The organism is Streptococcus constellatus subsp. constellatus, from assembly GCF_023167545.1.
Lineage (GTDB): Bacteria > Bacillota > Bacilli > Lactobacillales > Streptococcaceae > Streptococcus > Streptococcus constellatus.
Genome location: NZ_AP014647.1, coordinates 1,838,395 through 1,859,618, shown reverse-complemented (window position 1 = coordinate 1,859,618; position 21,224 = coordinate 1,838,395). Strand labels below are relative to the sequence as shown.

Below are 21,224 nucleotides of genomic sequence, written 5' to 3'. Positions count from 1 at the left end.
TGAAAATATATGAAAAAATTTAGATTTTTCTCAATACTATCTTTTATTACTGCAATAATTGGTACATTTCCATGGTGGCCACCATTTGGTATATAGTGCTACAATTTAAAGAAAGGGAGGAGTGAAACCAATGTACTATAAGTGTTGATGTAATTAGTATTGTTTTTTTAAAAGTATTTGTCTTTATAAAGAAAAAGGTATATACTATGAAAAAATTATATAAAATTTTCCTTACGATTGCAGCAGCTTTTATGATCGGTGCAACAGTTATACCGTCCTCAACTTCTGTTATTTATGCGAATAGTATGAAATATGAAGAAGTAGTTCCTTTCCGGGATCGAGGTGTATGTGGAGATATGAACAAGAATAGCTATACTTACAAAAGATATTGTTTGAAAGATGGGAGTGCTTCGGCTACTCTTACACCAGCGCAAAGAGATTGTTTATGGGCTTTAGGGCTTGGTGTATTTAGCTTTTCAACCACATGGTATTCTCTGCTTATGGCGTATGGACCAGTAGTATATCAATGCTTAAAAGCATAGCGAAATAGACTTATTATTTCTGTGTTAAAAAAGGAGTGAAAATAATGAAGAAAAAATATTCTTTTGACAAATACTTTTATAAGAAATATCATTTCTATTTTTATACAATTGTATTGATACTGTACTTTTTATATTTCTCACATGATGATGTGATAGGTGATATTCTATTTTTGGGAGCATATATAATTCTGCTTTTAACGACAATAATAAAAAAATCCCAAAAGATTAAGGAGAATTTTTATGAAATGTATTCGCATGAGTCTATACTTCATTATTATTTGCACAACTCTCTTTTTCCTCTCTGCATGCACCTCTTCATCACAAGCTTCTGAAAGCTCTACAGTTTCAAGTGTTTCTCAGGTTTCAACAAGTGAAAATGAGGTAGAACACGATTTAAAATTGACAAAATTATACAAAGAAATTGTAAAGAGCTTTCAAGAGACGAATGCAGAAAATGTTTTAAACAATAAATTAACAAAGGGAAATTTGCTCTATTTTGGTCGTGAGACGTGCCCGTTTTGTAGAGAATTTCTTCCGGTCTTGAAAGAAACATCAGACTTGTATCATACGCCTTTTAAAATTTATTACTTAAATACAGAAGATTCTCATAAGAATTCTCAAATAAAGAAAGCTATGGAAAAATATAATGTGACTGGTGTACCTACGCTGATTTATTTAAAAAAAGACAATGGTTTTGAAGTCTTGAATGAAGAGCAGACGACTTTACCAGAATGGTTTAATATAATAATGAAATATTGAACTTTTTCAAAAAACACTCCTCTTTTTCAGAAAATTTCCCATTCATGTTATACTAAATGAGATGATTTTTCTGGATTTCGTTGGCTAATGAGGTGAGGCGAGACAATTTTATTTCGTCCGCGGAGCTGACAAGGCAAACTGATTGTTGTTCACTCCGTCCGCCCGGCGGACGAGATAAACTTCTTTTGATTCATGCTGTCCGCCGGGCGGACGGAGTAAACCAAAAGTAAGGGAAACTTTCCGCTGGGCGGACGAAGCAAACGAAAAGTAGTTGAGGTTATCCGCCGCGCTGACGGAAAAAGGAGAAGTCATTGAAACGGTCGCTTTAAGTGACAAGTAAAAAAGGAAAGAAGGAATTTATGAAGCAAGAAAAGCTCATTGGACTTAAAATTAGTAATCTCCGTCATGCGGAATTCACGCAGTTTATCACTCGTTTTTTAGATGATGTGGAGAAAGAAGCGCTCGACTTTAAAAATGAGGATGTCATTACCGCTCTCGTCAAGAAGATAAAATCAGCCTTGCCTGCTTATCAAGCCTCTCTCGGTCAGATTCGGGCGAGTGAAAAATCAGCTTCGATTAGTGCGGCTGACGAATTGCGCGACGCTGATTTGCAAGCTCTTCGCGATGCGCTGAAACCTTATCGGGCAGCCAAGCGGGAAGAGGAAAAGGCAGCTTATGCCAGCTTGAAACGCTTGTTTGACCAATACAAAGACGCTCATCAGAAGCATTACGAGGAAGAAACAGCCCTCGTTGTCAGCTTACTGGACAAGCTAAAAACAGCCCCATATAAGGAGCAGGTGGGGACTTTAGCGCTTGGGAAATTCGTTGAAAATCTGACCGAAAGCCATTCGGCTTTTGAACAACTTTTTGCTTCTCGCTCCCAAGAGAAGTTGCAAAAAGTGAGCTATGATGTCAAGCGATTGCGCAAAGAAGTGGCGACGCCTTACCAACAGTTGGCGGACTATGTGGTGATTTTGCACCAAGTCAAAGACGATGGCTTTTATGCGACCTTCCTTTCCGTGCTCAATAACAGCCGCAAGCACTATGCGGATGTCCTTGCCCGTCGCAAGGGCAAAGAGCCTAAAGCAGAAGCAGGAAAAGTAGCAGAAATCAGTTAACATTTCTCCTTCATCTTACTTGAAGTTTGTCTGTCAGAGTGGTAGGATAAAGACGAAGAGGAACGAGCAGAAAATTAGAAAGTGTGATGGGATGATAAGATTTCATTTTAATAACGAATTTTGGTTTCGGTGGCGGTTTTATCTGTTGAGCATGATGATATTCTTTTCCTCGGTCGATCCTTATGCGAAATGGGACGTATTCAATGTGATTTATTTTACTGTACTGGGAATATTTTTGCTCTTACAGATCTTTGTGCCAGAGTGCTCTCATAAGCGATCTTATCCAGTAGGCAGCTATCATTTTAACTGGGAATTTTATAATGATATTTCCTTGTATATGATGTTTTATTTTTTACGTACTTTCTCTTCTGGTCCAATAAGCGGTGATACCGTGTGGTACTGGATTTTGCTGATAGCAGATATTCTCGTTATTTGTACTTTTCTTATCAAAAGAGAAAAAGCAGAGAAGAGTGAATAATAAGATGTGACAACTTCTATTTTCTATTTCATTCTACAGACATCTATTAAACACCTCCAGAAAATGGGGGTGTTTTGTTTTCTTTAAGTTTTCTTTAGCTTTCTTTTAAGGATTTGCCCGTAAACTACGTAGATAAAGAACGACAAAGGAGAGCAATCTCATGGCTAAAAAAACATTTAAAGATAAATTTCAACGGATAGAAACCAAGTATGTCATCTCAAAGGAAACGTTGGCAGATTTGCTAAAGGAGTTTGAAGCGTATATGGCAGAAGACGAGCATGCCTATTCAACGATTGGCAACCTCTACTATGACACGCCGACCTATCAGATGATTCGGGAGTCTTTGGAGAAGCCTTATTTCAAGGAAAAATTGCGCGTGCGGACTTATGACGCTAGCCCTCAGGCTGATAGCCAAGTTTTTTTGGAAATCAAGAAAAAAGTGCGTAAGGTTGTGTATAAACGTCGGATTGCGACTGAGTTGTTGACAGCAGAGCGATACCTCGCGGGGGAATGCCAGCTTGAGGATTCGCAAATTAAGAAAGAAATCGAATGGCTCTGCAAGCGGTATGGAGGTGTGCAGCCCATGATGTATATTTACTACAACCGCTACTCTTTAAAAGGTTTGGAAGATTCAAATGTGCGGATTACCATCGATTATGATGTCGCTTATCGAACGAAAAAATTAAGTTTGTTAGCAGGAAAAGATGGCAAGAACCTGCTACCTGACAACCATGTTATCATGGAAATTAAGGTACCTGGGGCGTATCCACTCTGGCTGGCAGAAATTTTGGACTGCTACCACGTTTTTCCAAAATCTTTCTCAAAATATGGAGTCGCCTATAAGAAAACAACAGACTATAAAGGAGTAATCAGACATGTTCGATCAGTTATTTAATAACGTTTTTACAGGAACAACAATCAATCCAGCCAGTATGTTTGGTACGATTGGTGTTGCCCTTGTGCTGGGACTGATATTAGCCAAGGTTTATCAGTACAAAACCATTTACAGCAAGTCCTTTATGATGACTTTGGTTATGCTACCGACTTTGATTGCTATTGTCATTTTTTTAGTAAATGGTAGTCTGGGAGCAGGGGTTGCGGTAATGGGAGCTTTCAGCTTGATTCGCTTTCGTTCAGCACCGGGTGGTGCTAAGGAATTGCTCGCAATTTTCCTTGTTATGACGATTGGGATTGCTGTCGGCATGGGCTATCTTATTTTTGCTAGCGTCTTTACAATCATTATGTCGGTGGTTATGTTGTTGCTGGAAACGGTGAATTTTGGGCAAATGAAGCATTCTATGCGCCAAGTGACTGTTGTCATTCCAGAAAGTTTGGATTATGAGATGGTCTTTGATGACATCTTTCAAAAGGCGACCAACTATGTTGAACTGGCAAATGTCAAAACGTCTGATATGGGAAGTTTGTTCAAGATTAAGTATATTGTCCAATTAAATGGTACGATGACAGAGAAAGAATTGGTAGACGCTCTGCGGACGCGAAATGGGAATTTAGAGATTGCCATTAGCCGCTATGTCACAAAAGAAAATGAACTGTAAAAGGAGGACAGCCATGAGAAAATCAACCTCAAAACGAAAACAGTTCAAACGTTTGATTCTGCTTATCCTATTGACAGTTGCTTTGGGAGCATGTGGTGCGAAAAACGGTAGTTCAACCAGTACCAATTCCTCTAGCACCAGTAAGGTAACGACCGTTACACTGTCCAATTATTTTACCAAGCGTGACCAAGATGCTTCTTATGATGAATCAAAAGCAACTAAGATTAGTCTGAGCGGTTCATCTGCTAAGGCTTCTGGTTCTGGTGCAGAAGTGTCGGGATCTACGGTGACAATTACTAAAGCTGGGACATATATCTTGTCTGGTTCAAGTGAAAACGTTCAAATCATTGTGAAAGTTAAGAAAAAAGATAAGGTTCAGCTAGTTCTGAATGGTGTCAGGATGACTGGAACAGATGCTGCAATTGTCGTAGAAAATGCAGATAAGACTTTTATCACCCTTGCAAAAGGTAGTAAGAATACGATTTCGGATTCTGCCCATCACAAGAATACAAAGTATGATGCTGCAATTTACAGTAAAGATGATCTCATTTTCAATGGTTCTGGCAGTTTGACGGTAGAAGGCAATTATGGGAATGCTATTGAGTCTAATGATGATTTGCGTATTTCAGGCGGAACTTATACGATTAAAGGTTATAAAAACGCCCTTTCAGCTAATGACGCAATCAATATCAAAGCCGCAACAATGAATTTGACTGCTACTTATGATGCAATTCATGCAGACAATGATAAAGATACGTCTCTAGGGAATTTCTATATCCATTCTGGCAAGATAACCATTCACGCTGGAGATGATGGTATTCATGCTTCTAATACTGCTCTTATTGATGGTGGTACGATTAAGGTAGAAAAGAGCGAAGAAGCGCTGGAAGGCAAAACCGTAACCATTAACGGTGGGGATTTAGACTTGACAGCGAATGACGATGGAATCAATGCCGCAGACGGTAGCAGTAGTAGTAAAAAGAATCCGGGACAAGCTACTGCTGGTGTCAGCCTGACAATTACTGGTGGTAAGATAAAGATTAACGCACAAGGTGACGGTTTGGATTCTAACGGGGATTTAACCCTTTCAGGTGGGGAAGTTTATGTGGATGGTCCCACAAATGGTGGCAATGGCGCTCTTGACTATGATGGCAATGGCACCATTACTGGTGGCACCGTTGTAATGGTCGGTAGCAATGGCATGGCAATGGGCTTTGGCTCAAACTCTAAACAGGCCTCTATCCTTACGAATGTATCTGGGAATGCTGGTGCTAAGGTGACGATTTCTGATTCGTCAGGAAAAGAAATCCTCAGCTACACCGCTGCTAAGAATTTCCAATCTGTTCTGGCGAGCTCAGCTGCTATTAAAGACGGTAAAAGCTACACCATTACAGTCAATGGACAATCCACGACTGCAACAGCTAGCCTAACTACTCAAAATGCAAATGGGATGAGCGGAGGTCGGAAATAGCATAAAAAGAGGTTGGGGAGCCCCAACCTCTTTCGTTTGACCTTCACAATAAAACCAATCATACAATTTAAGAATAACATTAAGGAACTGCTTAAACAATTCCCCTTCCTTGCGCTTCAATATAGCACAATAGTAAAAAACAAGTCTATTTTTGAAGGAAAATATATGCTGTAATAAAATTAATGACAGTAAAAAACTAGAGTTTCTTGCTCTAGCTTTTTATGTTACTAATTCTTCAAAATATCTCCTATTTCTGTCAAATTATCAATAGTCCAATCAGGAGTTTCTGCTGGATTAGTTATGTGAGTCAAGCGACTAAAACCCTGCCGGATCCAAATAGTTCGCATACCAAGTTGTTTAGCTGGAAGAATATCATTGTCTAAACGGTCGCCAATCATCACAGCGTGTTCAGCCAAGCAGTTTGCTTGTTGGAGAGCCAGCTTAAAAATGGCTAGATTAGCTTTTGCCAGGCCAACATCGGCAGAAGAAATAATGAGATCTATGTAAGAATCAATACCAAAGTTTCTCAATCTTGCCAGTAAATTCGGCAATTGATTAGCAAGGACACCAATCTTGTAGTGTGAGTGAAGAGTTTTTAGCACATGTTTGCAGCCAGGATATAGCGTTTCTAAATCAGACTTCCAAGACGGACATTTCAAGCCATAATATTTCAGAGCTTCTACATCGCCTTTTTTATTTTCCATAAAATAGTGGATCATAGTTTGATAAAATGCTGCATAAGAAATATTAGTATCAGCAAGAGCCTGTTTAATCCGATCTTGATAGACTTTTTCTTCATTTACCAAAGGTGAGCCAACATCAAAGAATAACCAATCAATCTGTTTCATGCTAAACCTCTAATAAAGATTGATGTCTCCGCTGACAGCTTGGATAGCAAGAGAATCTGTAGAAGTTGATACTTTATGATGGATTGTGTTGCCAACAATTTGGTGGCTTGGCTGGAGCTGATCAGAAATAGAAATATCTCCATGTACCGTTTCAATATCATAGCTAAAATCATGGTGCAACAAATGAAGCGTAACATCTCCGCTTGTTGTTTGAATAGAGGTTTTACCAGCAATTTCTAAAGAATGCGTGTCGAGATCACCTGATACAAGAGTAATTTTACAATCTGTTAATTTGGCATGTGCCAGATGGATATCGCCACTAGTAAGGGTAACATCGGTCTGTTGTAATTGACAATGCCGCATGGACAGATCGCCACTTGCAAGTTCGATATCTCCCTTTTGTGTTTGAAGACGAGAGATAGCAACATCACCTGAAGAAGATTGCAAAGAGAAGACTTGAAGAGGGTTTTCTCTTGGGATTTGAATGCAAACTGGATAACGATCCAGACCATTTTTCATGACATGAATAATCCAGTTCAAACCACTAGAGTTTGCTGCTCCTTTTTCTGTAATATACCATTTCTTGTCACGAACAATCGAACTTAACTGGTTGCTGCTCTTTCCGTTGTAGTATTTGATATGAAAGAAAGCATCAGGTGAAGGCTCAATTTGAATATCTTTAGTACTCACATCAATATGCAATTCAGAGACGGTTGAGTAATCTTCAAAAATATAAGTGTCGCTAGCATATTGTGAAGGATGAATATTCGGAGATGGTTGTTTTGCTGGACTATCAGAATTTATCTCTTCTGTCGAATGTACTGAAAGCGAGCGAATAATCTCTTCTGCTGCATCTCTAGGATCTCCTAACTCTTTAATAACTAGTGCTTCATTTTCAGATCCAGCGTCTTCAAAGTATTCCGTAAAATAATCCATCGCTTCTTTATAGTCTGCCTCAGGTAATGTTTTTAAGTATTTCTCTAATGCGGCTAAATAATCAGTTCTTGTCATGACGAACGCTCCCTTCTATAATACCGTTGACTGTCGCTGTATACACTTTCCACTCCTCCTTAAGGGTACTTAATTGCTCCCGTCCATTTGAAGTAAGAGAGTAATACTTTCGTTTTCGACCTTGATATTCTTGAGAATAAGTTGTTAAGTAACGCTTCTTTTCTAACTTTTTTAAAATAGGATATAAGGTTGATTCCTTGATATTGGCAATCAATTTAATCGTTTGGCTAATCTCATAGCCATAGGAATCTTCACTTTCCAAAATCGCTAGAATGAGAAATTCAATCAGGGTAGAAGATGTTGGAAAATACATGAGTCACCTCCTATGTATAATATTTTTATATATAATTTTTCTATACATAGTATAGTGCTTTTCACTTTCAAAGTCAAGAAAATATATAAAATTTTTATATATTTTTAAAATGTAAGTCTAAAACCATTTTCTTTTCTAGTTTTTTGAGACAGCACATCTGTGATTTCCCTAGGTTTGTTGTAAATAAACCTTAATTCTAGCTTAATTCATTAATTAAAGAATGTTTTGTATTGAAAAATTGCGCTAGAAAATGGTAAAATATACTAAGTCTATCTTAGAAGTAAGACAAAAGTGATGAATATAATGAAAAAACATAAAATAATTTTTAAATTTTTTGGGCAGACGCTACTTTATTTTGTGATATTTTTAGCCTTGCTTTATTTCTTTAATTATCTTGGCCAAGGTCAAGGTGGTTTTATCTACAATGAATTTTAGGAGCAGATTGTGACCAATTCAGTAATTAATGATATGATTGAAACGATTGAGTATTTTGCTCAGTCTCAACCAGATTTTCCAGTTTACAATGTCCTCGGAGAAGTTCATACTTATCATGATTTGAAAGTGGACTCAGATTCCCTTGCTGCAAAGATTGATAGCCTTGCGCTTCCTGAGAAATCACCAGTAGTAGTTTTTGGTGGGCAAGAATACGACATGTTGGCGACTTTTGTAGCCTTAACGAAGTCAGGTCATGCCTATATCCCGATTGATAGTCATTCCGCCCTTGAACGTGTGACAGCAATTGTGGAAGTGGCACAACCTAGTCTCATCATTGCAATCAATGAATTTCCACTGAAAGATAAATCGATACCAATTCTTGATTTAGCAACAGTTCAAGCAGCTTTTGCAGAAAAAAAGCCTTACCAGCTTACACATTCTGTTAAAGGGGATGATAATTACTATATCATCTTCACTTCAGGAACGACTGGAAAGCCAAAGGGTGTGCAAATCTCGCACGATAATTTGCTCAGTTTCACTAACTGGATGATTACAGATAAGGAATTTGCGACTCCAGAGCAGCCACAAATGCTGGCACAGCCACCGTATTCTTTTGATTTATCGGTTATGTATTGGGCGCCAACCTTAGCACTTGGAGGCACACTTTTTGCGGTTCCGTCTGCCATTACGCAAGATTTCAAGCAGTTATTTGAAACTATCTTGAATTTGCCGATTGCCATTTGGACATCAACACCGTCTTTTGCAGATATGGCGATGCTATCGGAAGATTTCAACGCTGGAAAAATGCCAAGCATTACGCATTTCTACTTTGACGGGGAAGAATTGACGGTTAAAACAGCACAAAAATTGCGTGACCGTTTCCCAAATGCGCGTATTATCAATGCTTACGGTCCGACAGAAGCAACGGTGGCTTTATCTGCCGTTGCCATAACAGATGATATGCTAGCAAACATGAAACGCTTGCCGATTGGTTATACCAAACTAGATTCACCAACCTTTGTTATTGACGAAGATGGAAACAAGTTACCAAACGGTGAGCAAGGCGAAATTATCGTTTCTGGACCCGCTGTGTCAAAAGGCTATATGAACAATCTAGAAAAAACAGCTGAAGCATTCTTTGAATTTGAAGGGCTACCAGCCTATCATACAGGAGATGTTGGCACCATGACTGACGAAGGTTTACTTCTTTACGGTGGTCGCATGGACTTCCAAATTAAGTTTAATGGTTTCCGCATTGAGCTGGAAGATGTCTCACAAAATCTGAACAAATCCAAATATGTCGACTCGGCTGTGGCTGTACCGCGATATAACAAAGATCATAAAGTACAAAATCTTTTAGCCTATGTTATCTTGAAAGACGGAGTGAAAGAACAATTTGAGCGTGAGATCGACATCACAAAAGCTATCAAGGATGACTTACAAGATATTATGATGTCTTATATGATGCCTTCAAAATTCCTTTATCGTGAATCTTTACCACTAACACCGAATGGGAAGATTGATATTAAAGGTTTGATTAGTGAGGTTAACAATCGATGATGGATTTCATAAGACAGATTCCTCATTTGGAACCGTACGGGGATCCACAATATTTTGTGTATATCATTTTAGCTGTTTTGCCTATCTTTGTTGGTTTGTTCTTCAAAAAGAGATTTCCCATTTATGAGGCCTTAGTTAGTTTAGCTTTCATCATTTTTATGTTAATTGGACCTAAATTAACGCAAATCTATGCTCTACTGTTTTATGTTCTTTGGCAAATGCTTTGGGTTTGGACTTATAAAATTTATCGAAAAACAAGAGATAGTAAGTGGATATTCTATTTACATGTTGCGCTCTCTGTTCTGCCGCTTTTCTTTGTAAAGGTAACGCCGGCTATTTATGGTCATCAATCACTATTGGGCTTTTTAGGAATTTCCTACTTAACTTTCCGTTCAGTAGGAATGATGATTGAACTTCGAGATGGTGTGCTCAAAGACTTTAGTTTATGGGAATTTTTACGTTTCATGCTCTTTATGCCAACTTTTTCAAGTGGACCGATTGATCGCTTCAAACGTTTTAATCAAGACTATGAAAAGATTCCTGAGCGTGATGAATTGTTGGATATGCTTGAGAAATCAGTGCATTATATCATGCTAGGTTTCCTATATAAGTTTATTTTAGCACATATCTTCGGCTCTATGATATTACCGCCTTTGAAGCAGTACGCATTACAAATGGGTGGTTGGTTTAATCTACCGACGCTAGGAGTAATGTATATCTTTGGACTGGATTTGTTCTTTGACTTTGCAGGCTATTCGATGTTTGCCCTTGCTATTTCCAATCTAATGGGAATTAAAAGTCCGATTAACTTTAATAAGCCTTTTATTTCGCATGATTTGAAAGAATTTTGGAATCGTTGGCATATGAGTTTATCATTTTGGTTCCGTGACTTTGTCTTTATGCGTCTGGTTACAGTATTTATCCGAAACAAAGTTTTTAAAAATCGGAATACCACTTCAAGTGTAGCTTATATCATCAATATGCTAGTCATGGGCTTTTGGCACGGAGTCACTTGGTATTATATTGCTTATGGACTCTTTCACGGTCTAGGACTCGTTATCAATGATGCTTGGGTGCGAAAGAAGAAGATCATCAATAAAGAGCGGAAAAAGAAGAATTTACCTCCCTTGTCAGATAACAAATGGACGCAAGTAGCGGGAATGTTTATCACCTTTAATGTTGTAATGTTTTCATTCTTAATCTTTTCAGGATTTTTGAATGATTTATGGTTTAAAAAATAAAAAGGAGTTCTCTAATGGATATAAAAGCAGAAGTATTGGAAATTATTGATGAATTGTTTATGGAAGATATATCAGACATGATGGATGAAGATTTGTTTGATGCAGGCGTTCTGGATAGTATGGGAACAGTTGAATTGATTGTTGAGTTAGAAAATCGCTTTGATATTCATGTTCCAGTATCAGAATTTGGTCGCGACGATTGGAATACAGCTAATAAAATTATTGAAGGTGTAACGGAGCTTCGTAATGCTTAAACGTTTATGGCTTATTTTAGGTCCGGTTATCTGTGCCTTTTTGATGGTTGTAACCTTACTATTTTTCTATCCAACCAAGCAGCGACATGATTATCAATCAGAAAAACGTTCAGCCGTTACCTTGACAGCAGGAAGTTTCAAAGGAAGAACACAAAAAGTACGTGCTTTAACAGATAAAAAGCATCGTTTTGTTCCTTACTTTGGGTCAAGTGAATGGTTGCGATTTGATAGTATGCACCCTGCTGTTTTGTCTGAAAAATACAAGCGGAATTATCGTCCATATTTTTTGGGACAACGTGGAGCGGCATCTCTCACACAATATTTTGGGATGCAACAAATGCTCCCCCAAATAGAAAATAAAACAGCTGTTTATGTGATTTCTCCTCAATGGTTTACAAAAAAAGGTTACAGCCCTGCAGCTTTTCAACAATATTTTAATAGTGATCAATTAACTAGTTTCTTGCACCAACAAGAAGGAGACATTGCTGCTCAATATGCGGCGAAGCGTCTCTTACAACTGTATCCGACAGTAGCTATGAAAGATAATGTAAAAAAAGTCTCTGACAATCAGAAACTGTCAAATTTCGATAAACAGTACATTCGCCTTATAAGCCGCTTGAATAACCGCGAAGACGCTCTTTTTAGCTCCCTTTTTTCCGAACATAATGAGAATTATGAAAAATTAGTACAACCTCAGGTCAATCGATTGCCAGATAAATTTTCTTACTCAGATCTAGAGAAATTTGCGACAAGAGATGCTCAGAGGAATACAACAAACAATGACTTAGGAATTGACAATAAGTTTTATAAACATCGCTTGCGAAAGCGCATAAAGAAACTTAAAGGAACGCAAAAAAGGTTTTCTTATACCAAATCTCCTGAGTATAATGATTTGCAGCTTGTCTTGAATCAGTTCGCAAAGTCAAAAATCAATCCAATTTTTGTGATTCCGCCCGTTAATGCGAAATGGACGGCTTACACAGGATTGAGTCAGGAAAAATACCAACAGGCTGTGAAAAAAATTCGTTATCAACTAGAAAGTCAAGGATTCAAGAATATTGCTGACTTTTCAAACGATGGCGGAAAACCTTACTTTATGCAGGATACGATTCATATGGGATGGCTTGGTTGGCTAGCGTTTGATAAGGCTGTGAATCCTTTTATTTCAAATCCAAAACCAGCTCCTAACTATCAGATAAATAATCGATTCTTTAGCAAAGAATGGGCAAATTATGACGGCGATGCCAAGGATTTTAAATAATCATAAAAGAGTCTGGGACAATAGTCCCTTTGCTACAAAAAAAGCAACGGATTTGCCGTTGCTTTTTGCATGGTTACGATAGTCTTGCTAAAATAGAATTGCCCAATAAACCATTTAGAAAGGCTATCCCATGCATATTCACTATAACACAAATCAAACAACTTTACCACTAGAAATCAGTTCTTTCTTGCCACAAGACCATCTCGTCTTTACTATTGAAAAAGTGGTGAATGCCTTGGAGGATCGTCACTTCCACACGTTCTATCATAACTTTGGTCGCCCGTCTTATCACCCTAAAATGCTTTTAGCCGCTCTACTATTTGCCTACTCGCAAGGGATTTTCTCTGGACGAAAAATCGAAAAAATGATGATTGAAAATCTGGCTATGCAGTACCTAACAGGACAGTTGGTTGTCAGCTACCGCACTATCAATCGATTTCGAGTCGCTAAAGGGATGGAAGACCTCATTCGTGATCTTTTCATTGACCTCAATCTTCGTTTAAAAATGGAAGAGTTAGTGACCTTAGATTGTCTGTTTATTGACGGGACTAAGATTGAAGCCAACGCTAACAAGTATAGTTTCGTGTGGAAAAAGGCCACAGACAAGTTTTCCGTCAAACTTCAAGAACAGATACAGGTCTATTTTCAAGAAGAAATCACTCCCCTTATCCATCAGGCCATTAGGCTGGACGAAGAAGAACCGATTGCTTCAGAGCAGTTGATTGAATTCGCTCAAGTCCTCGAAGAAGAATTGGAAAAACTGAACCAAGACATTGAGGAGACACCCGTTAAAGGAAAGGATGAACGTAAAACTCAACGTCGGAAACTCAAGAAAGTCCTGCGTAAAGTCAAGGATGATTTTTCAGTACGTGCTGAAAAATATGAAGGCTACCAAGAGACATTTGAAGGGCGTAACAGCTTTTCCAAAACAGATACAGATGCCACTTTTATGCGGATGAAAGAAGACCACATGAAGAATGGTCAACTCAAGGCTGCTTACAATCTTCAAATCGCTACTGAAAATCAATTTGTTCTTCATTATGATGTCTTCTCAAATCCGACAGATACCAAGACTCTCCTGCCATTCCTTGAAACTTATCCACATGACTTGAAGACCGTTGTCGCAGATGCCGGCTATGGAAGTGAAGAGAACCTCCTTCGTTTAGATGAAAATGAGGTGAACCATCTGATTAAATATGCCATGTTTGATCAGGAACAGAAGAAAGGGTATAAACAGTCGGCTAGAAACTTAGCGAATTGGTACTATGATGACAAGGAGGATAGCTACACTCATCCTGATGGCTGGTGCTATCGTTTTCATCATATCAAACATCAGAAAACACAGACGGACTTTCAACAGGAAATCAAGGTTTACTACGCTGATGAACCTAAATCAGCCCCTCAAAAGGGACTATATATCAACGAACGTTATCAACACTTAAAAGCTAAAGAATGCCAAGCGCTTTTATCTCCCGAAGGTAGACAGATTTTCAATCAACGTAAGATTGATGTGGAACCTGTCTTTGGGCAGATAAAGGCTTATTTGGGTTACAAGAGATGTAACCTAAGAGGCAAGCGTCAGGTGAAAATTGACATGGGTTTAGTGCTCATGGCCAATAATCTCCTTAAATACAATAAGAGAACGACTCAAACTTAAAAAGCTAGAGTTCCATAATTGGGAATCTCTAGCTTTTTTGTGACTGAGAACTATTTTGTCTCAGACTCTTTTAGAATGGGAGAAAGGGATGATACGACTTGTAAAAAGATACGATTTACCAGTATTATTATGTCAGAACGTTTATGTTTCAGCACTTTGACAATTTTATTTACATCCAATCAAGATATAATCTTCAATGGCCTTGGCAACACCATGTCGGTTATTGGTCTGAGTAATAGCTGTGGCTTGAACTTTTACAGGTTCAGGGGCGTTTCCCATGGCGACTCCAAAACCCGCTAACTTTATCATCGGAAGGTCATTAAAATTATCTCCGATTGCCATGACTTGAGGAAGCGGAATTTGATAGTGTTGAGCGATTTCTTGGAGGGCATTTTCTTTGGAGACATTCTTAGCAGTGACCTCTAAGTAATTATCTTTTGAAAGATAGAAAGCTGTATTGGGAAAATCAAGAGTTTGGAGATAATTGTAGAGACGCTGAATTATTGTAGGTTCATCAATCAAGAGAAGTTTGTGGATTGGGACAAGTACATCTAAGACAGGAATGAGTAGATTTTGAATTGTGGGGACTTCTCCAGTGATGTCAGCTTCAATCTGGATCCACTTATCAAAACGGTCGGCTAGCCAGTTCTTTCCAGAGTAGAGATTGATAGAAACTGTTGGAAATTCTTGCTTGATTAATTCAATGAAAGTCCGAATTTCTTTTTTATTCAAAGGGTGTTCAATGATAGTTTCATAATGTTGCGGATTACCTTTAATAACGAGAGCACCATTGTAGCAAGCTAAGGGATTATCACCAAGCCCTAGTTCGTGCGCGATTGGCTTCATACCAAGTGGAGAGCGAGCAGATGCCAAGACAAAGGGAATGTTTTTCTTCTTTAAAAGCGGAATTTGCTCTTTCAGATTTTTGTCAACCTGATGTTGGTCATTTAAGATGGTTCCATCAATATCACTGACAATCAAACGAATACTTTGGTTATTCATAATTGTATCCTCCGTAAATTTAGTAGATGATTTTTAAAGTGTCAGGTAGGAGTGTCTTGATTTCTGTAGTTGGCTTTTGGTCTGTAATCCAATAGTCGAATGAACTGATATCGCTTAAAATATAATTGAAATTTTTTTGCCATTTCTCCTGCTCGGCTAGCAATACTTTCGTTTGGCTATGTTGCATGACTAGTTTTTTAATATAGGCATCTTCAGCATCCTCATAGCTAACTTGTCCATTTTTCAAACTTGCTGCTCCAAAGAAAGCAATGTCGAATTGAAGATGTTCTAATAATTCAGCTTCATTTAAGGAATAATAGAAGCGGTTTTTGGGATAGAATTTACCTCCAAGTAGATGAAAATCAATCTGTTTCTGGCCACTAAGCATGATAGCATTGTCTAAAGAATGCGAATAAATAGTGTTTTTTTGATTCATCACTTGAGCTAATTGCAAGATAATTGTTGAGACGTCAAAATAAAGCAGTTGTTCTTCCTCAATCAATTCGTACGCTTTTTGAGCAATTTTTCTTTTTTCCTTGGTAAATTTTTTGCTACGATCATTGAAGGATAGGATTTGTTGTTTGTTTTCTAAAGGAAGGATTCCGCCATGAGTCCGTTGTACGAGCTTACGCTCATTTAAAATAGCAAAATCCCTGCGAATGGTATCTTTAGAAACGTGAAAATAGTCAACCATTTCCTTTGCAGAAAGCTGTCTTTTCTCTGCAAGTAATTCTAATATTTTATTTAATCGTTGTTCTTGATACATACTATTCCTCCTATGATTTCATTTTAGCATAGAATATAAGCGTTTTCAAGTTTTTCTAATGATTTATAAGTTTTTTGTAGTGTGGTTCAACTGTAAAGCCTTAAGGCAAATTTAAGTTAACTTTCTTATACTATAGATAATCCTAAAAAACTTTTCTCATACTAATCTCCTAAAGAAAAAAGCAATCGAATTGTACTGCCTTCAAAAGTTGGACAAATACGATTGCTTTTTTGTGTGAAATTCATGTTATAATAAGACCATGATTTCAAAAGAATTTCAAGAGCTGATGCGAGTAGATACAATTGCCACAGCAAAAGCCTTGCTTGGCATGCAACTTTGTTTGGATGGAAAACCCGTAGGAAGAATTGTTGAAACGGAAGCTTATCTGGGTGCAAAAGATAGTGCTTGCCATAGTGCGCATGGTAAACGCAGTCCGAAAAATGAATCTATGTATTTATCAGCAGGGCATTGGTATGTCTATCAGATTTACGGTCATCAGATGCTGAATTTAGTGACGAGGGCTGAAAATATAGCAGAAGCCGTCTTGATTCGGGCCTTGGAATTACCAGATGGTACATTACTTGCTAATGGTCCGGGGAAATTAACTAAATTTGTAGGGATTAGTAAAGCTTTTGATGGTCAGAATGTACAAGAATCACGTTTGCAACTGGCAGCCGATGCACTTCCTTTGCAAATTAGTTCACGTCCACGAATCGGCGTCACCTGTACAGATCATTGGCGAGAAGAGCCACTTTGCTTTTATGTAGCTGGCAATCGTCATGTGTCAAAAATTGCAAAAATAGGGTTATTACCAGATGAAGAAACATGGAGGAGAACACTTGATGACGAAAATTGAAATTTTTGAACAGGTTGTGGCGATGATGAAACAGGATTCGTCAACCAAAAAGGATCTAAAAGGAGCAGATCCAGACATGTATCGCAGGCAAATCACAAACGAGATGAAGGATGAGGATTTTCTTTATCAAATGCGGTGTTATCTGGCAAGTTTTGGAATCATTAGTCACGTTAGTTTTCATCCCAAACATCGGCAGGCACTAGGGTTTCGGCTGAGAAAATTTGAGAATCGACTATATATACTGAATGCAAATCCTGATACGGACTTACGCGTTGCAGACCAGATAATTTTGATAGATAATCAAACAATTCCAGCATTTTATCAAGTGTATCGTGATTATTTTGTCAGTGAGACAGAAGAGCGCCAATATATGGAGTGGGCCTACTTTGTGGCTAAATCTGATACGGTGACCTTGCTGCGAAATGGGCAAGAGCAGACAATTTCAGTACAGGAAACAAAATTGACTACACACACTCCTGCTTTTGAATATAAACAATTATCAGAAGAAACTCTATATTTGAAAATGGAAAATTTCTTTGATGAAGAAGCCATTGCAAACTTATACCAAGAAAGTAGCTCGGCTATTAGCACAGCAAAGAATGTTATTGTTGATGTGCGTGTTAATCATGGTGGATCGGATTCGTTGTATTTTCCTTTATTGCAATATGCACTTTCTGATGGCAAAAGTTTTAAGGACGTGACTTTTTCTGATGATAGTATGGAAATTTTATATACTAAGCGTAATGTAGAACTGCGTTTACAAGATTTTCAAGCAATGCTAAGGCAAGAAGATATTTCGCCTGAAACTCGAAATATGCTGGAGCAGTTTATAACTGAATTGGCTGTCAATAAAGACAAGGGGTATGTACTTTATGATCAATCAGATGAAGCGATTTTACCAGATGTGACTGGACAAGCAAAACCAGAAAAATTGTTTATTTTGTCGGATGTCTACTGTGGTTCATCAGGGGATAATTTCGTTTCGATGATGAAAGCATTTGACAAAGTTACCGTGATAGGTAGACCAACTCTAGGAATTTTAGATTATTCTAATTGCTGCACAGTGGATTTTGGGGATTATGAATTTGTATTTCCGACTTCACGGAGCCTTGCCGTTGATAAAGGACAAGGAATGAATGATAAAGGAGTGATACCAGATATTTTCATCCCTTGGACACCAGAGCATTTAGAGCGAGATATTGATTTAGAAGAATGTCTCAAACTTTGTTAAAGAAAAAAGAGAATGAAGCCGAACGTGTGATTTCATAGAAATCTAGTTTCGAATTTCATTCTCGTTTTTTTTATAAAATTTTATCAGATTTTTCTACATAAAAGAGCGCAATAATCATGATGATTGTAAGAACAAGCAAAATGACGATAGCTGGTATCCAAGAGCGGAAAAAATCTGCACTGTAACCAAAGAGAGCTGGACCAAAAGCAGCAAGGACATACCCGCCTGTTTGTGCTAATCCAGATAGCTGTGCAGTCTGATCAGGGCTGCTTGTTTTCATTGAAAAAGTAACCATAAGATAAGGGAAGAGTGCACTTACGGCTGTACCAATTAGAATGTTGATAATGAGCCAATACATAAAATTATTTGTCTGTATCAGTAACATGCTAATGCCGATAAGAGCGGATGATGATATTAGACCGAGCATGATGAGGCGATAACGAGGAGAGAGTCGAGTTGTCAAGCTGGGAATGGTCATTGAAAATGGCAGACTAATCAGATTAAAAACAGAAGCTAAAAATCCAGCAGAAGCATTTGAAATGCCAGCTTGCGTTGCCATAGTTGGTAGCCAGGTTAGACAAGTATAAAAAAGCAATGATTGCAGACCACCAAAAATAATAATAGCCCAGACTTTTTTATTTTTCCAAATAGTGTTGCCTTGACTTGATTTGTCTTTGCTGACTAAGTAGTGATTGTAGGAAGTATTTGGCAACCAAACTAAAAATGCTAAAAGACAGATGGCTGTCAGACAAAGCACCAACCCTTTCCATGAACTGGCTTCTGTTATGGGCACAGCAATAGAGGAAGCGATAGCTGTTGATAATCCCATAGAAGTGATATACATCGTTGTCAATAGCCCGATCCGATGCGGTTGGTTGGCTTGGATGACGCTTGGAAGTAATACGTTAAGCACTGCAATGGAAGCTCCAATAAGAATGGTTCCCATATAAAGGAGTGGTAGATTAAAAATCCGAATTAAAGAGCCGATTGTAAGAAGAGCGAGGACAAGAGCAAACAGTTTTTCTAGCCCAATTTTACTCGCTAAACGCGCTGAAAATGAAGAACAGAGAGCGAACATGATCAAAGGCAGACTGGTCAAAAGACCAAGTGAGCTCACCGAAACATGAAGCCCACTAGCAATGTTCGTTAAAACAGTTGGAAGCGTTGTAAAAGGCGTCCGCAAAGCGACACCCACCATGATAATTCCTGGTAATAAAAAGATAGAATGTTGTTTTTTCATAAATACTCCTAAGGGGTTCTTAGAAAATTATACCATAGAAATAGCTGAAATTATAGCTCTATATTAGTGCATGAGCTCCAGATAGTAGGATGTAATAGTGGCTTCTTCAATTTTATTTCGTTGTCCTAGCCACCAAGTAACTGTTTCGATAAAAGTTGTTGTGACATAGTTTTTTAAAAATGGTTCTGGTAAATTAGATTTTTGTGTCAATAGCTTTTCGCGAATGAGAGGAAAGAGATAGTGTTCTAGCTCTAATTTTAAACGATTAATAAAATAGATATTTTTAGATAATAATAAAGTGGCTATTTTATCTTGATTTTTCCTGAAATGGTAAAAAATATGAGCTGTTGCATCAAAAAGCTCACTTGCTTGGTAGCGCTCAATAAACGTATGCTGGAACAAATCTTGGCACATTTCTTCAAGTAGTGCCTCTTTTGTCTCAAAATGAGCATAGAAAGTCGACCGACCGACATCTGCAAGGTCAATGATTTCTTGAACTGTGAGGGACTCATAACTTTTTTCATTCAAAAGAGTGAGAAAAGCCTGATAAATGGCTGTGCGTGATTTTTTAACTCGTCTATCCATCGTTTCCGAACAAATCTCCCTAAATGTACGCTATCAAACGAAGCATTAGATTTGTTTCTTGTTTCCTCCATTAAAATAGTAGATAATATAAGTGAACAAAGTGTTTTGTTTTGAATACATTATACAACAAATAAAATGAAATCTCAATGTGCAATTAGAAGGAGAAGATCATGAAATCAAGTAAAAATGTCTGGATTGCATTTTTGTTAAATTTTTCTTTTGCAATTATTGAATTTACCTTTGGTGTTCTTTTTAATTCTAGTGCTGTGCTAGCAGATGCGGTGCATGATACGGGTGATGCTTTAGCAATTGGCTTATCAGCATTTTTTGAAAGAATTTCCAATAGACGAGGTGATAGAAACTATACATTAGGCTATAAACGGTATAGTTTACTGGGAGCCATGTTGACCTCTACCATTTTAATAGTGGGTTCTATTCTTATTCTGGTTGAAAATGTTCCTAAATTATTTGCACCTGAACGGGTGAACTACGACGGTATGCTTGTCTTAGGCATTTTTGCAATTGTGATCAACTTTGCAGCTAGCAGGGTGGTTAGTCATGGACGTACACACAATGAATCTATTCTTAGTCTGCATTTCCTAGAAGATATTTTAGGTTGGTTGGCTGTTATTTTCGTATCCTTTATTCTTCGTTTTACAAACTGGTATTTTCTTGATCCGTTGCTTTCGCTCATCATTTCGACCTTTATCTTAAGTAAAGCACTACCAAAGTTTTGGGAAAATGTTCAAATCTTTCTTGATCACGTACCGAGTGATGTGAATTTGAACGATCTTTATGCAGAAATTCAAACAATTGAGAATATCCAAGCAATAACTCAGTTAAATGTTTGGACAACCGATGGACTAGAAAAATTTGCGATGATTCATATTTGCATGAAACATCCCGAACAACAAGCAGAAACTCAACAGCTTATTCGCCAACATCTTAAAATATATGGAATTAAAAAAGTCACCATTCAAGCAGATGAAAGTTTAGATGAGCATGAAGAATGCTGTATTGGTGGAGAGAATGAGGAATGA

22 protein-coding genes are annotated in these 21,224 nt (G+C 37.8%); 15 read left to right on the top strand and 7 right to left on the bottom strand.

Going from position 1 to position 21,224, the window contains the following annotated elements:
- Positions 1-206 precede the first annotated feature (206 nt).
- The 6 genes from SCSC_RS09185 to SCSC_RS09160 all read left to right on the top strand — a co-directional run bounded on the left by SCSC_RS09185 (position 207) and on the right by SCSC_RS09160 (position 5,924).
- Positions 207-542: a hypothetical protein gene (locus SCSC_RS09185; RefSeq protein ID WP_003071588.1), complete on the top strand. Its 336-nt coding sequence runs from the start codon at positions 207-209 to the stop codon at positions 540-542.
- A gap of 240 nt (positions 543-782) precedes the next feature.
- Entirely contained in the window at positions 783-1,301 is a 519-nt protein-coding gene (locus tag SCSC_RS09180; protein ID WP_006270343.1) for a thioredoxin family protein, read from the top strand.
- Positions 1,302-1,660: 359 nt separating this feature from the next.
- On the top strand, positions 1,661-2,419 hold the full coding sequence (locus SCSC_RS09175; protein ID WP_006270328.1) for a DUF6261 family protein: 759 nt from the start codon (positions 1,661-1,663) through the stop codon (positions 2,417-2,419).
- A gap of 638 nt (positions 2,420-3,057) precedes the next feature.
- A complete protein-coding gene (locus SCSC_RS09170) occupies positions 3,058-3,792 on the top strand; it encodes a polyphosphate polymerase domain-containing protein (RefSeq protein ID WP_006270365.1) in 735 nt (244 codons plus the stop codon).
- Positions 3,773-4,453 (top strand): DUF4956 domain-containing protein, encoded by a 681-nt coding sequence (locus SCSC_RS09165; RefSeq protein WP_006270366.1) that lies wholly within the window; start codon positions 3,773-3,775, stop codon positions 4,451-4,453. The genes SCSC_RS09170 and SCSC_RS09165 overlap by 20 nt, the downstream gene beginning before the upstream one ends.
- A gap of 13 nt (positions 4,454-4,466) precedes the next feature.
- A complete protein-coding gene (locus SCSC_RS09160; RefSeq protein ID WP_006270317.1) occupies positions 4,467-5,924 on the top strand; it encodes a carbohydrate-binding domain-containing protein in 1,458 nt (485 codons plus the stop codon).
- A 227-nt stretch (positions 5,925-6,151) separates the two neighbouring features.
- Here SCSC_RS09160 and SCSC_RS09155 read toward each other — a convergent pair whose 3' ends face one another.
- Genes SCSC_RS09155 through SCSC_RS09145 form a run of 3 tightly spaced genes read right to left on the bottom strand, consistent with a single transcriptional unit; the run spans position 6,152 to position 8,096 of the window.
- Positions 6,152-6,772, bottom strand: coding sequence for an HAD family hydrolase (locus SCSC_RS09155; protein ID WP_006270361.1), 621 nt, complete (start codon positions 6,770-6,772; stop codon positions 6,152-6,154).
- Between the two features lie 9 nt (positions 6,773-6,781).
- Positions 6,782-7,783 (bottom strand): DUF4097 family beta strand repeat-containing protein, encoded by a 1,002-nt coding sequence (locus SCSC_RS09150; RefSeq protein WP_006270332.1) that lies wholly within the window; start codon positions 7,781-7,783, stop codon positions 6,782-6,784.
- Positions 7,770-8,096 carry a PadR family transcriptional regulator gene (locus SCSC_RS09145; protein WP_006269000.1) on the bottom strand — a complete coding sequence of 109 codons (327 nt, stop codon included), beginning with the start codon at positions 8,094-8,096 and terminating at the stop codon, positions 7,770-7,772. Before SCSC_RS09145 ends, SCSC_RS09150 begins: the two co-directional genes overlap by 14 nt.
- A gap of 303 nt (positions 8,097-8,399) precedes the next feature.
- Here SCSC_RS09145 and SCSC_RS09140 point away from each other — a divergent pair, with 303 nt between their 5' ends.
- The 6 genes from SCSC_RS09140 to SCSC_RS09115 all read left to right on the top strand — a co-directional run bounded on the left by SCSC_RS09140 (position 8,400) and on the right by SCSC_RS09115 (position 14,504).
- Positions 8,400-8,531, top strand: coding sequence for a teichoic acid D-Ala incorporation-associated protein DltX (locus SCSC_RS09140; protein WP_003026731.1), 132 nt, complete (start codon positions 8,400-8,402; stop codon positions 8,529-8,531).
- Between the two features lie 33 nt (positions 8,532-8,564).
- Positions 8,565-10,091: a D-alanine--poly(phosphoribitol) ligase subunit DltA gene (dltA, locus tag SCSC_RS09135; RefSeq protein ID WP_373852537.1), complete on the top strand. Its 1,527-nt coding sequence runs from the start codon at positions 8,565-8,567 to the stop codon at positions 10,089-10,091.
- Complete coding sequence (dltB, locus tag SCSC_RS09130; protein WP_006270331.1) at positions 10,088-11,332, top strand: D-alanyl-lipoteichoic acid biosynthesis protein DltB; 1,245 nt, start codon at positions 10,088-10,090, stop codon at positions 11,330-11,332. Before dltA ends, dltB begins: the two co-directional genes overlap by 4 nt.
- Before the next feature lie 14 nt (positions 11,333-11,346).
- Positions 11,347-11,586: a D-alanine--poly(phosphoribitol) ligase subunit DltC gene (gene dltC, locus SCSC_RS09125; RefSeq protein ID WP_006270325.1), complete on the top strand. Its 240-nt coding sequence runs from the start codon at positions 11,347-11,349 to the stop codon at positions 11,584-11,586.
- Positions 11,579-12,847, top strand: a complete 1,269-nt coding sequence (dltD, locus tag SCSC_RS09120) for a D-alanyl-lipoteichoic acid biosynthesis protein DltD (protein ID WP_006270342.1) — start codon at positions 11,579-11,581, stop codon at positions 12,845-12,847. Before dltC ends, dltD begins: the two co-directional genes overlap by 8 nt.
- Positions 12,848-12,977: 130 nt before the next feature.
- Entirely contained in the window at positions 12,978-14,504 is a 1,527-nt protein-coding gene (locus SCSC_RS09115) for an IS1182 family transposase (protein ID WP_115342911.1), read from the top strand.
- Between the two features lie 165 nt (positions 14,505-14,669).
- Here the strand turns inward: SCSC_RS09115 and SCSC_RS09110 are convergent, their stop codons facing one another.
- Together SCSC_RS09110 and SCSC_RS09105 are read right to left on the bottom strand one after the other, a co-directional pair.
- A complete protein-coding gene (locus SCSC_RS09110; RefSeq protein WP_006269330.1) occupies positions 14,670-15,506 on the bottom strand; it encodes a Cof-type HAD-IIB family hydrolase in 837 nt (278 codons plus the stop codon).
- 19 nt (positions 15,507-15,525) lie between these two features.
- Positions 15,526-16,272 carry a DeoR/GlpR family DNA-binding transcription regulator gene (locus SCSC_RS09105; protein WP_006269336.1) on the bottom strand — a complete coding sequence of 249 codons (747 nt, stop codon included), beginning with the start codon at positions 16,270-16,272 and terminating at the stop codon, positions 15,526-15,528.
- A 259-nt stretch (positions 16,273-16,531) separates the two neighbouring features.
- On the opposite strand from SCSC_RS09105, the gene SCSC_RS09100 reads away from it, so the two are divergent.
- Together SCSC_RS09100 and SCSC_RS09095 are read left to right on the top strand one after the other, a co-directional pair.
- Positions 16,532-17,128, top strand: a complete 597-nt coding sequence (locus SCSC_RS09100; protein ID WP_003071561.1) for a DNA-3-methyladenine glycosylase — start codon at positions 16,532-16,534, stop codon at positions 17,126-17,128.
- Positions 17,115-18,359: a S41 family peptidase gene (locus tag SCSC_RS09095; RefSeq protein WP_006269329.1), complete on the top strand. Its 1,245-nt coding sequence runs from the start codon at positions 17,115-17,117 to the stop codon at positions 18,357-18,359. Before SCSC_RS09100 ends, SCSC_RS09095 begins: the two co-directional genes overlap by 14 nt.
- Before the next feature lie 70 nt (positions 18,360-18,429).
- Here the strand turns inward: SCSC_RS09095 and SCSC_RS09090 are convergent, their stop codons facing one another.
- Positions 18,430-19,599, bottom strand: a complete 1,170-nt coding sequence (locus tag SCSC_RS09090) for a CynX/NimT family MFS transporter (RefSeq protein ID WP_006269334.1) — start codon at positions 19,597-19,599, stop codon at positions 18,430-18,432.
- A gap of 63 nt (positions 19,600-19,662) precedes the next feature.
- Positions 19,663-20,184 (bottom strand): TetR/AcrR family transcriptional regulator, encoded by a 522-nt coding sequence (locus SCSC_RS09085; RefSeq protein WP_006269333.1) that lies wholly within the window; start codon positions 20,182-20,184, stop codon positions 19,663-19,665.
- 170 nt (positions 20,185-20,354) lie between these two features.
- On the opposite strand from SCSC_RS09085, the gene SCSC_RS09080 reads away from it, so the two are divergent.
- On the top strand, positions 20,355-21,224 hold the full coding sequence (locus tag SCSC_RS09080) for a cation diffusion facilitator family transporter (RefSeq protein WP_006269331.1): 870 nt from the start codon (positions 20,355-20,357) through the stop codon (positions 21,222-21,224).

Excerpts from the sequence above, each read along its gene's own strand:
- SCSC_RS09160 (WP_006270317.1), top strand. The coding sequence starts at position 4,467 with ATGAGAAAATCAACCTCAAAACGAAAACAGTTCAAACGTTTGATTCTG.
- SCSC_RS09180 (WP_006270343.1), top strand. The coding sequence starts at position 783 with ATGAAATGTATTCGCATGAGTCTATACTTCATTATTATTTGCACAACT.
- SCSC_RS09080 (WP_006269331.1), top strand. The coding sequence starts at position 20,355 with ATGAAATCAAGTAAAAATGTCTGGATTGCATTTTTGTTAAATTTTTCT.
- SCSC_RS09140 (WP_003026731.1), top strand. The coding sequence starts at position 8,400 with ATGAAAAAACATAAAATAATTTTTAAATTTTTTGGGCAGACGCTACTT.
- SCSC_RS09155 (WP_006270361.1), bottom strand. The coding sequence starts at position 6,772 with ATGAAACAGATTGATTGGTTATTCTTTGATGTTGGCTCACCTTTGGTA.
- SCSC_RS09185 (WP_003071588.1), top strand. The coding sequence starts at position 207 with ATGAAAAAATTATATAAAATTTTCCTTACGATTGCAGCAGCTTTTATG.
- SCSC_RS09150 (WP_006270332.1), bottom strand. The coding sequence starts at position 7,783 with ATGACAAGAACTGATTATTTAGCCGCATTAGAGAAATACTTAAAAACA.
- SCSC_RS09085 (WP_006269333.1), bottom strand. The coding sequence starts at position 20,184 with ATGGATAGACGAGTTAAAAAATCACGCACAGCCATTTATCAGGCTTTT.
- SCSC_RS09170 (WP_006270365.1), top strand. The coding sequence starts at position 3,058 with ATGGCTAAAAAAACATTTAAAGATAAATTTCAACGGATAGAAACCAAG.
- SCSC_RS09165 (WP_006270366.1), top strand. The coding sequence starts at position 3,773 with ATGTTCGATCAGTTATTTAATAACGTTTTTACAGGAACAACAATCAAT.
- dltD (WP_006270342.1), top strand. The coding sequence starts at position 11,579 with ATGCTTAAACGTTTATGGCTTATTTTAGGTCCGGTTATCTGTGCCTTT.
- SCSC_RS09090 (WP_006269334.1), bottom strand. The coding sequence starts at position 19,599 with ATGAAAAAACAACATTCTATCTTTTTATTACCAGGAATTATCATGGTG.
- SCSC_RS09175 (WP_006270328.1), top strand. The coding sequence starts at position 1,661 with ATGAAGCAAGAAAAGCTCATTGGACTTAAAATTAGTAATCTCCGTCAT.
- SCSC_RS09145 (WP_006269000.1), bottom strand. The coding sequence starts at position 8,096 with ATGTATTTTCCAACATCTTCTACCCTGATTGAATTTCTCATTCTAGCG.
- dltA (WP_373852537.1), top strand. The coding sequence starts at position 8,565 with ATGATTGAAACGATTGAGTATTTTGCTCAGTCTCAACCAGATTTTCCA.
- SCSC_RS09100 (WP_003071561.1), top strand. The coding sequence starts at position 16,532 with ATGATTTCAAAAGAATTTCAAGAGCTGATGCGAGTAGATACAATTGCC.
- dltB (WP_006270331.1), top strand. The coding sequence starts at position 10,088 with ATGATGGATTTCATAAGACAGATTCCTCATTTGGAACCGTACGGGGAT.
- SCSC_RS09095 (WP_006269329.1), top strand. The coding sequence starts at position 17,115 with ATGACGAAAATTGAAATTTTTGAACAGGTTGTGGCGATGATGAAACAG.
- dltC (WP_006270325.1), top strand. The coding sequence starts at position 11,347 with ATGGATATAAAAGCAGAAGTATTGGAAATTATTGATGAATTGTTTATG.
- SCSC_RS09110 (WP_006269330.1), bottom strand. The coding sequence starts at position 15,506 with ATGAATAACCAAAGTATTCGTTTGATTGTCAGTGATATTGATGGAACC.
- SCSC_RS09105 (WP_006269336.1), bottom strand. The coding sequence starts at position 16,272 with ATGTATCAAGAACAACGATTAAATAAAATATTAGAATTACTTGCAGAG.
- SCSC_RS09115 (WP_115342911.1), top strand. The coding sequence starts at position 12,978 with ATGCATATTCACTATAACACAAATCAAACAACTTTACCACTAGAAATC.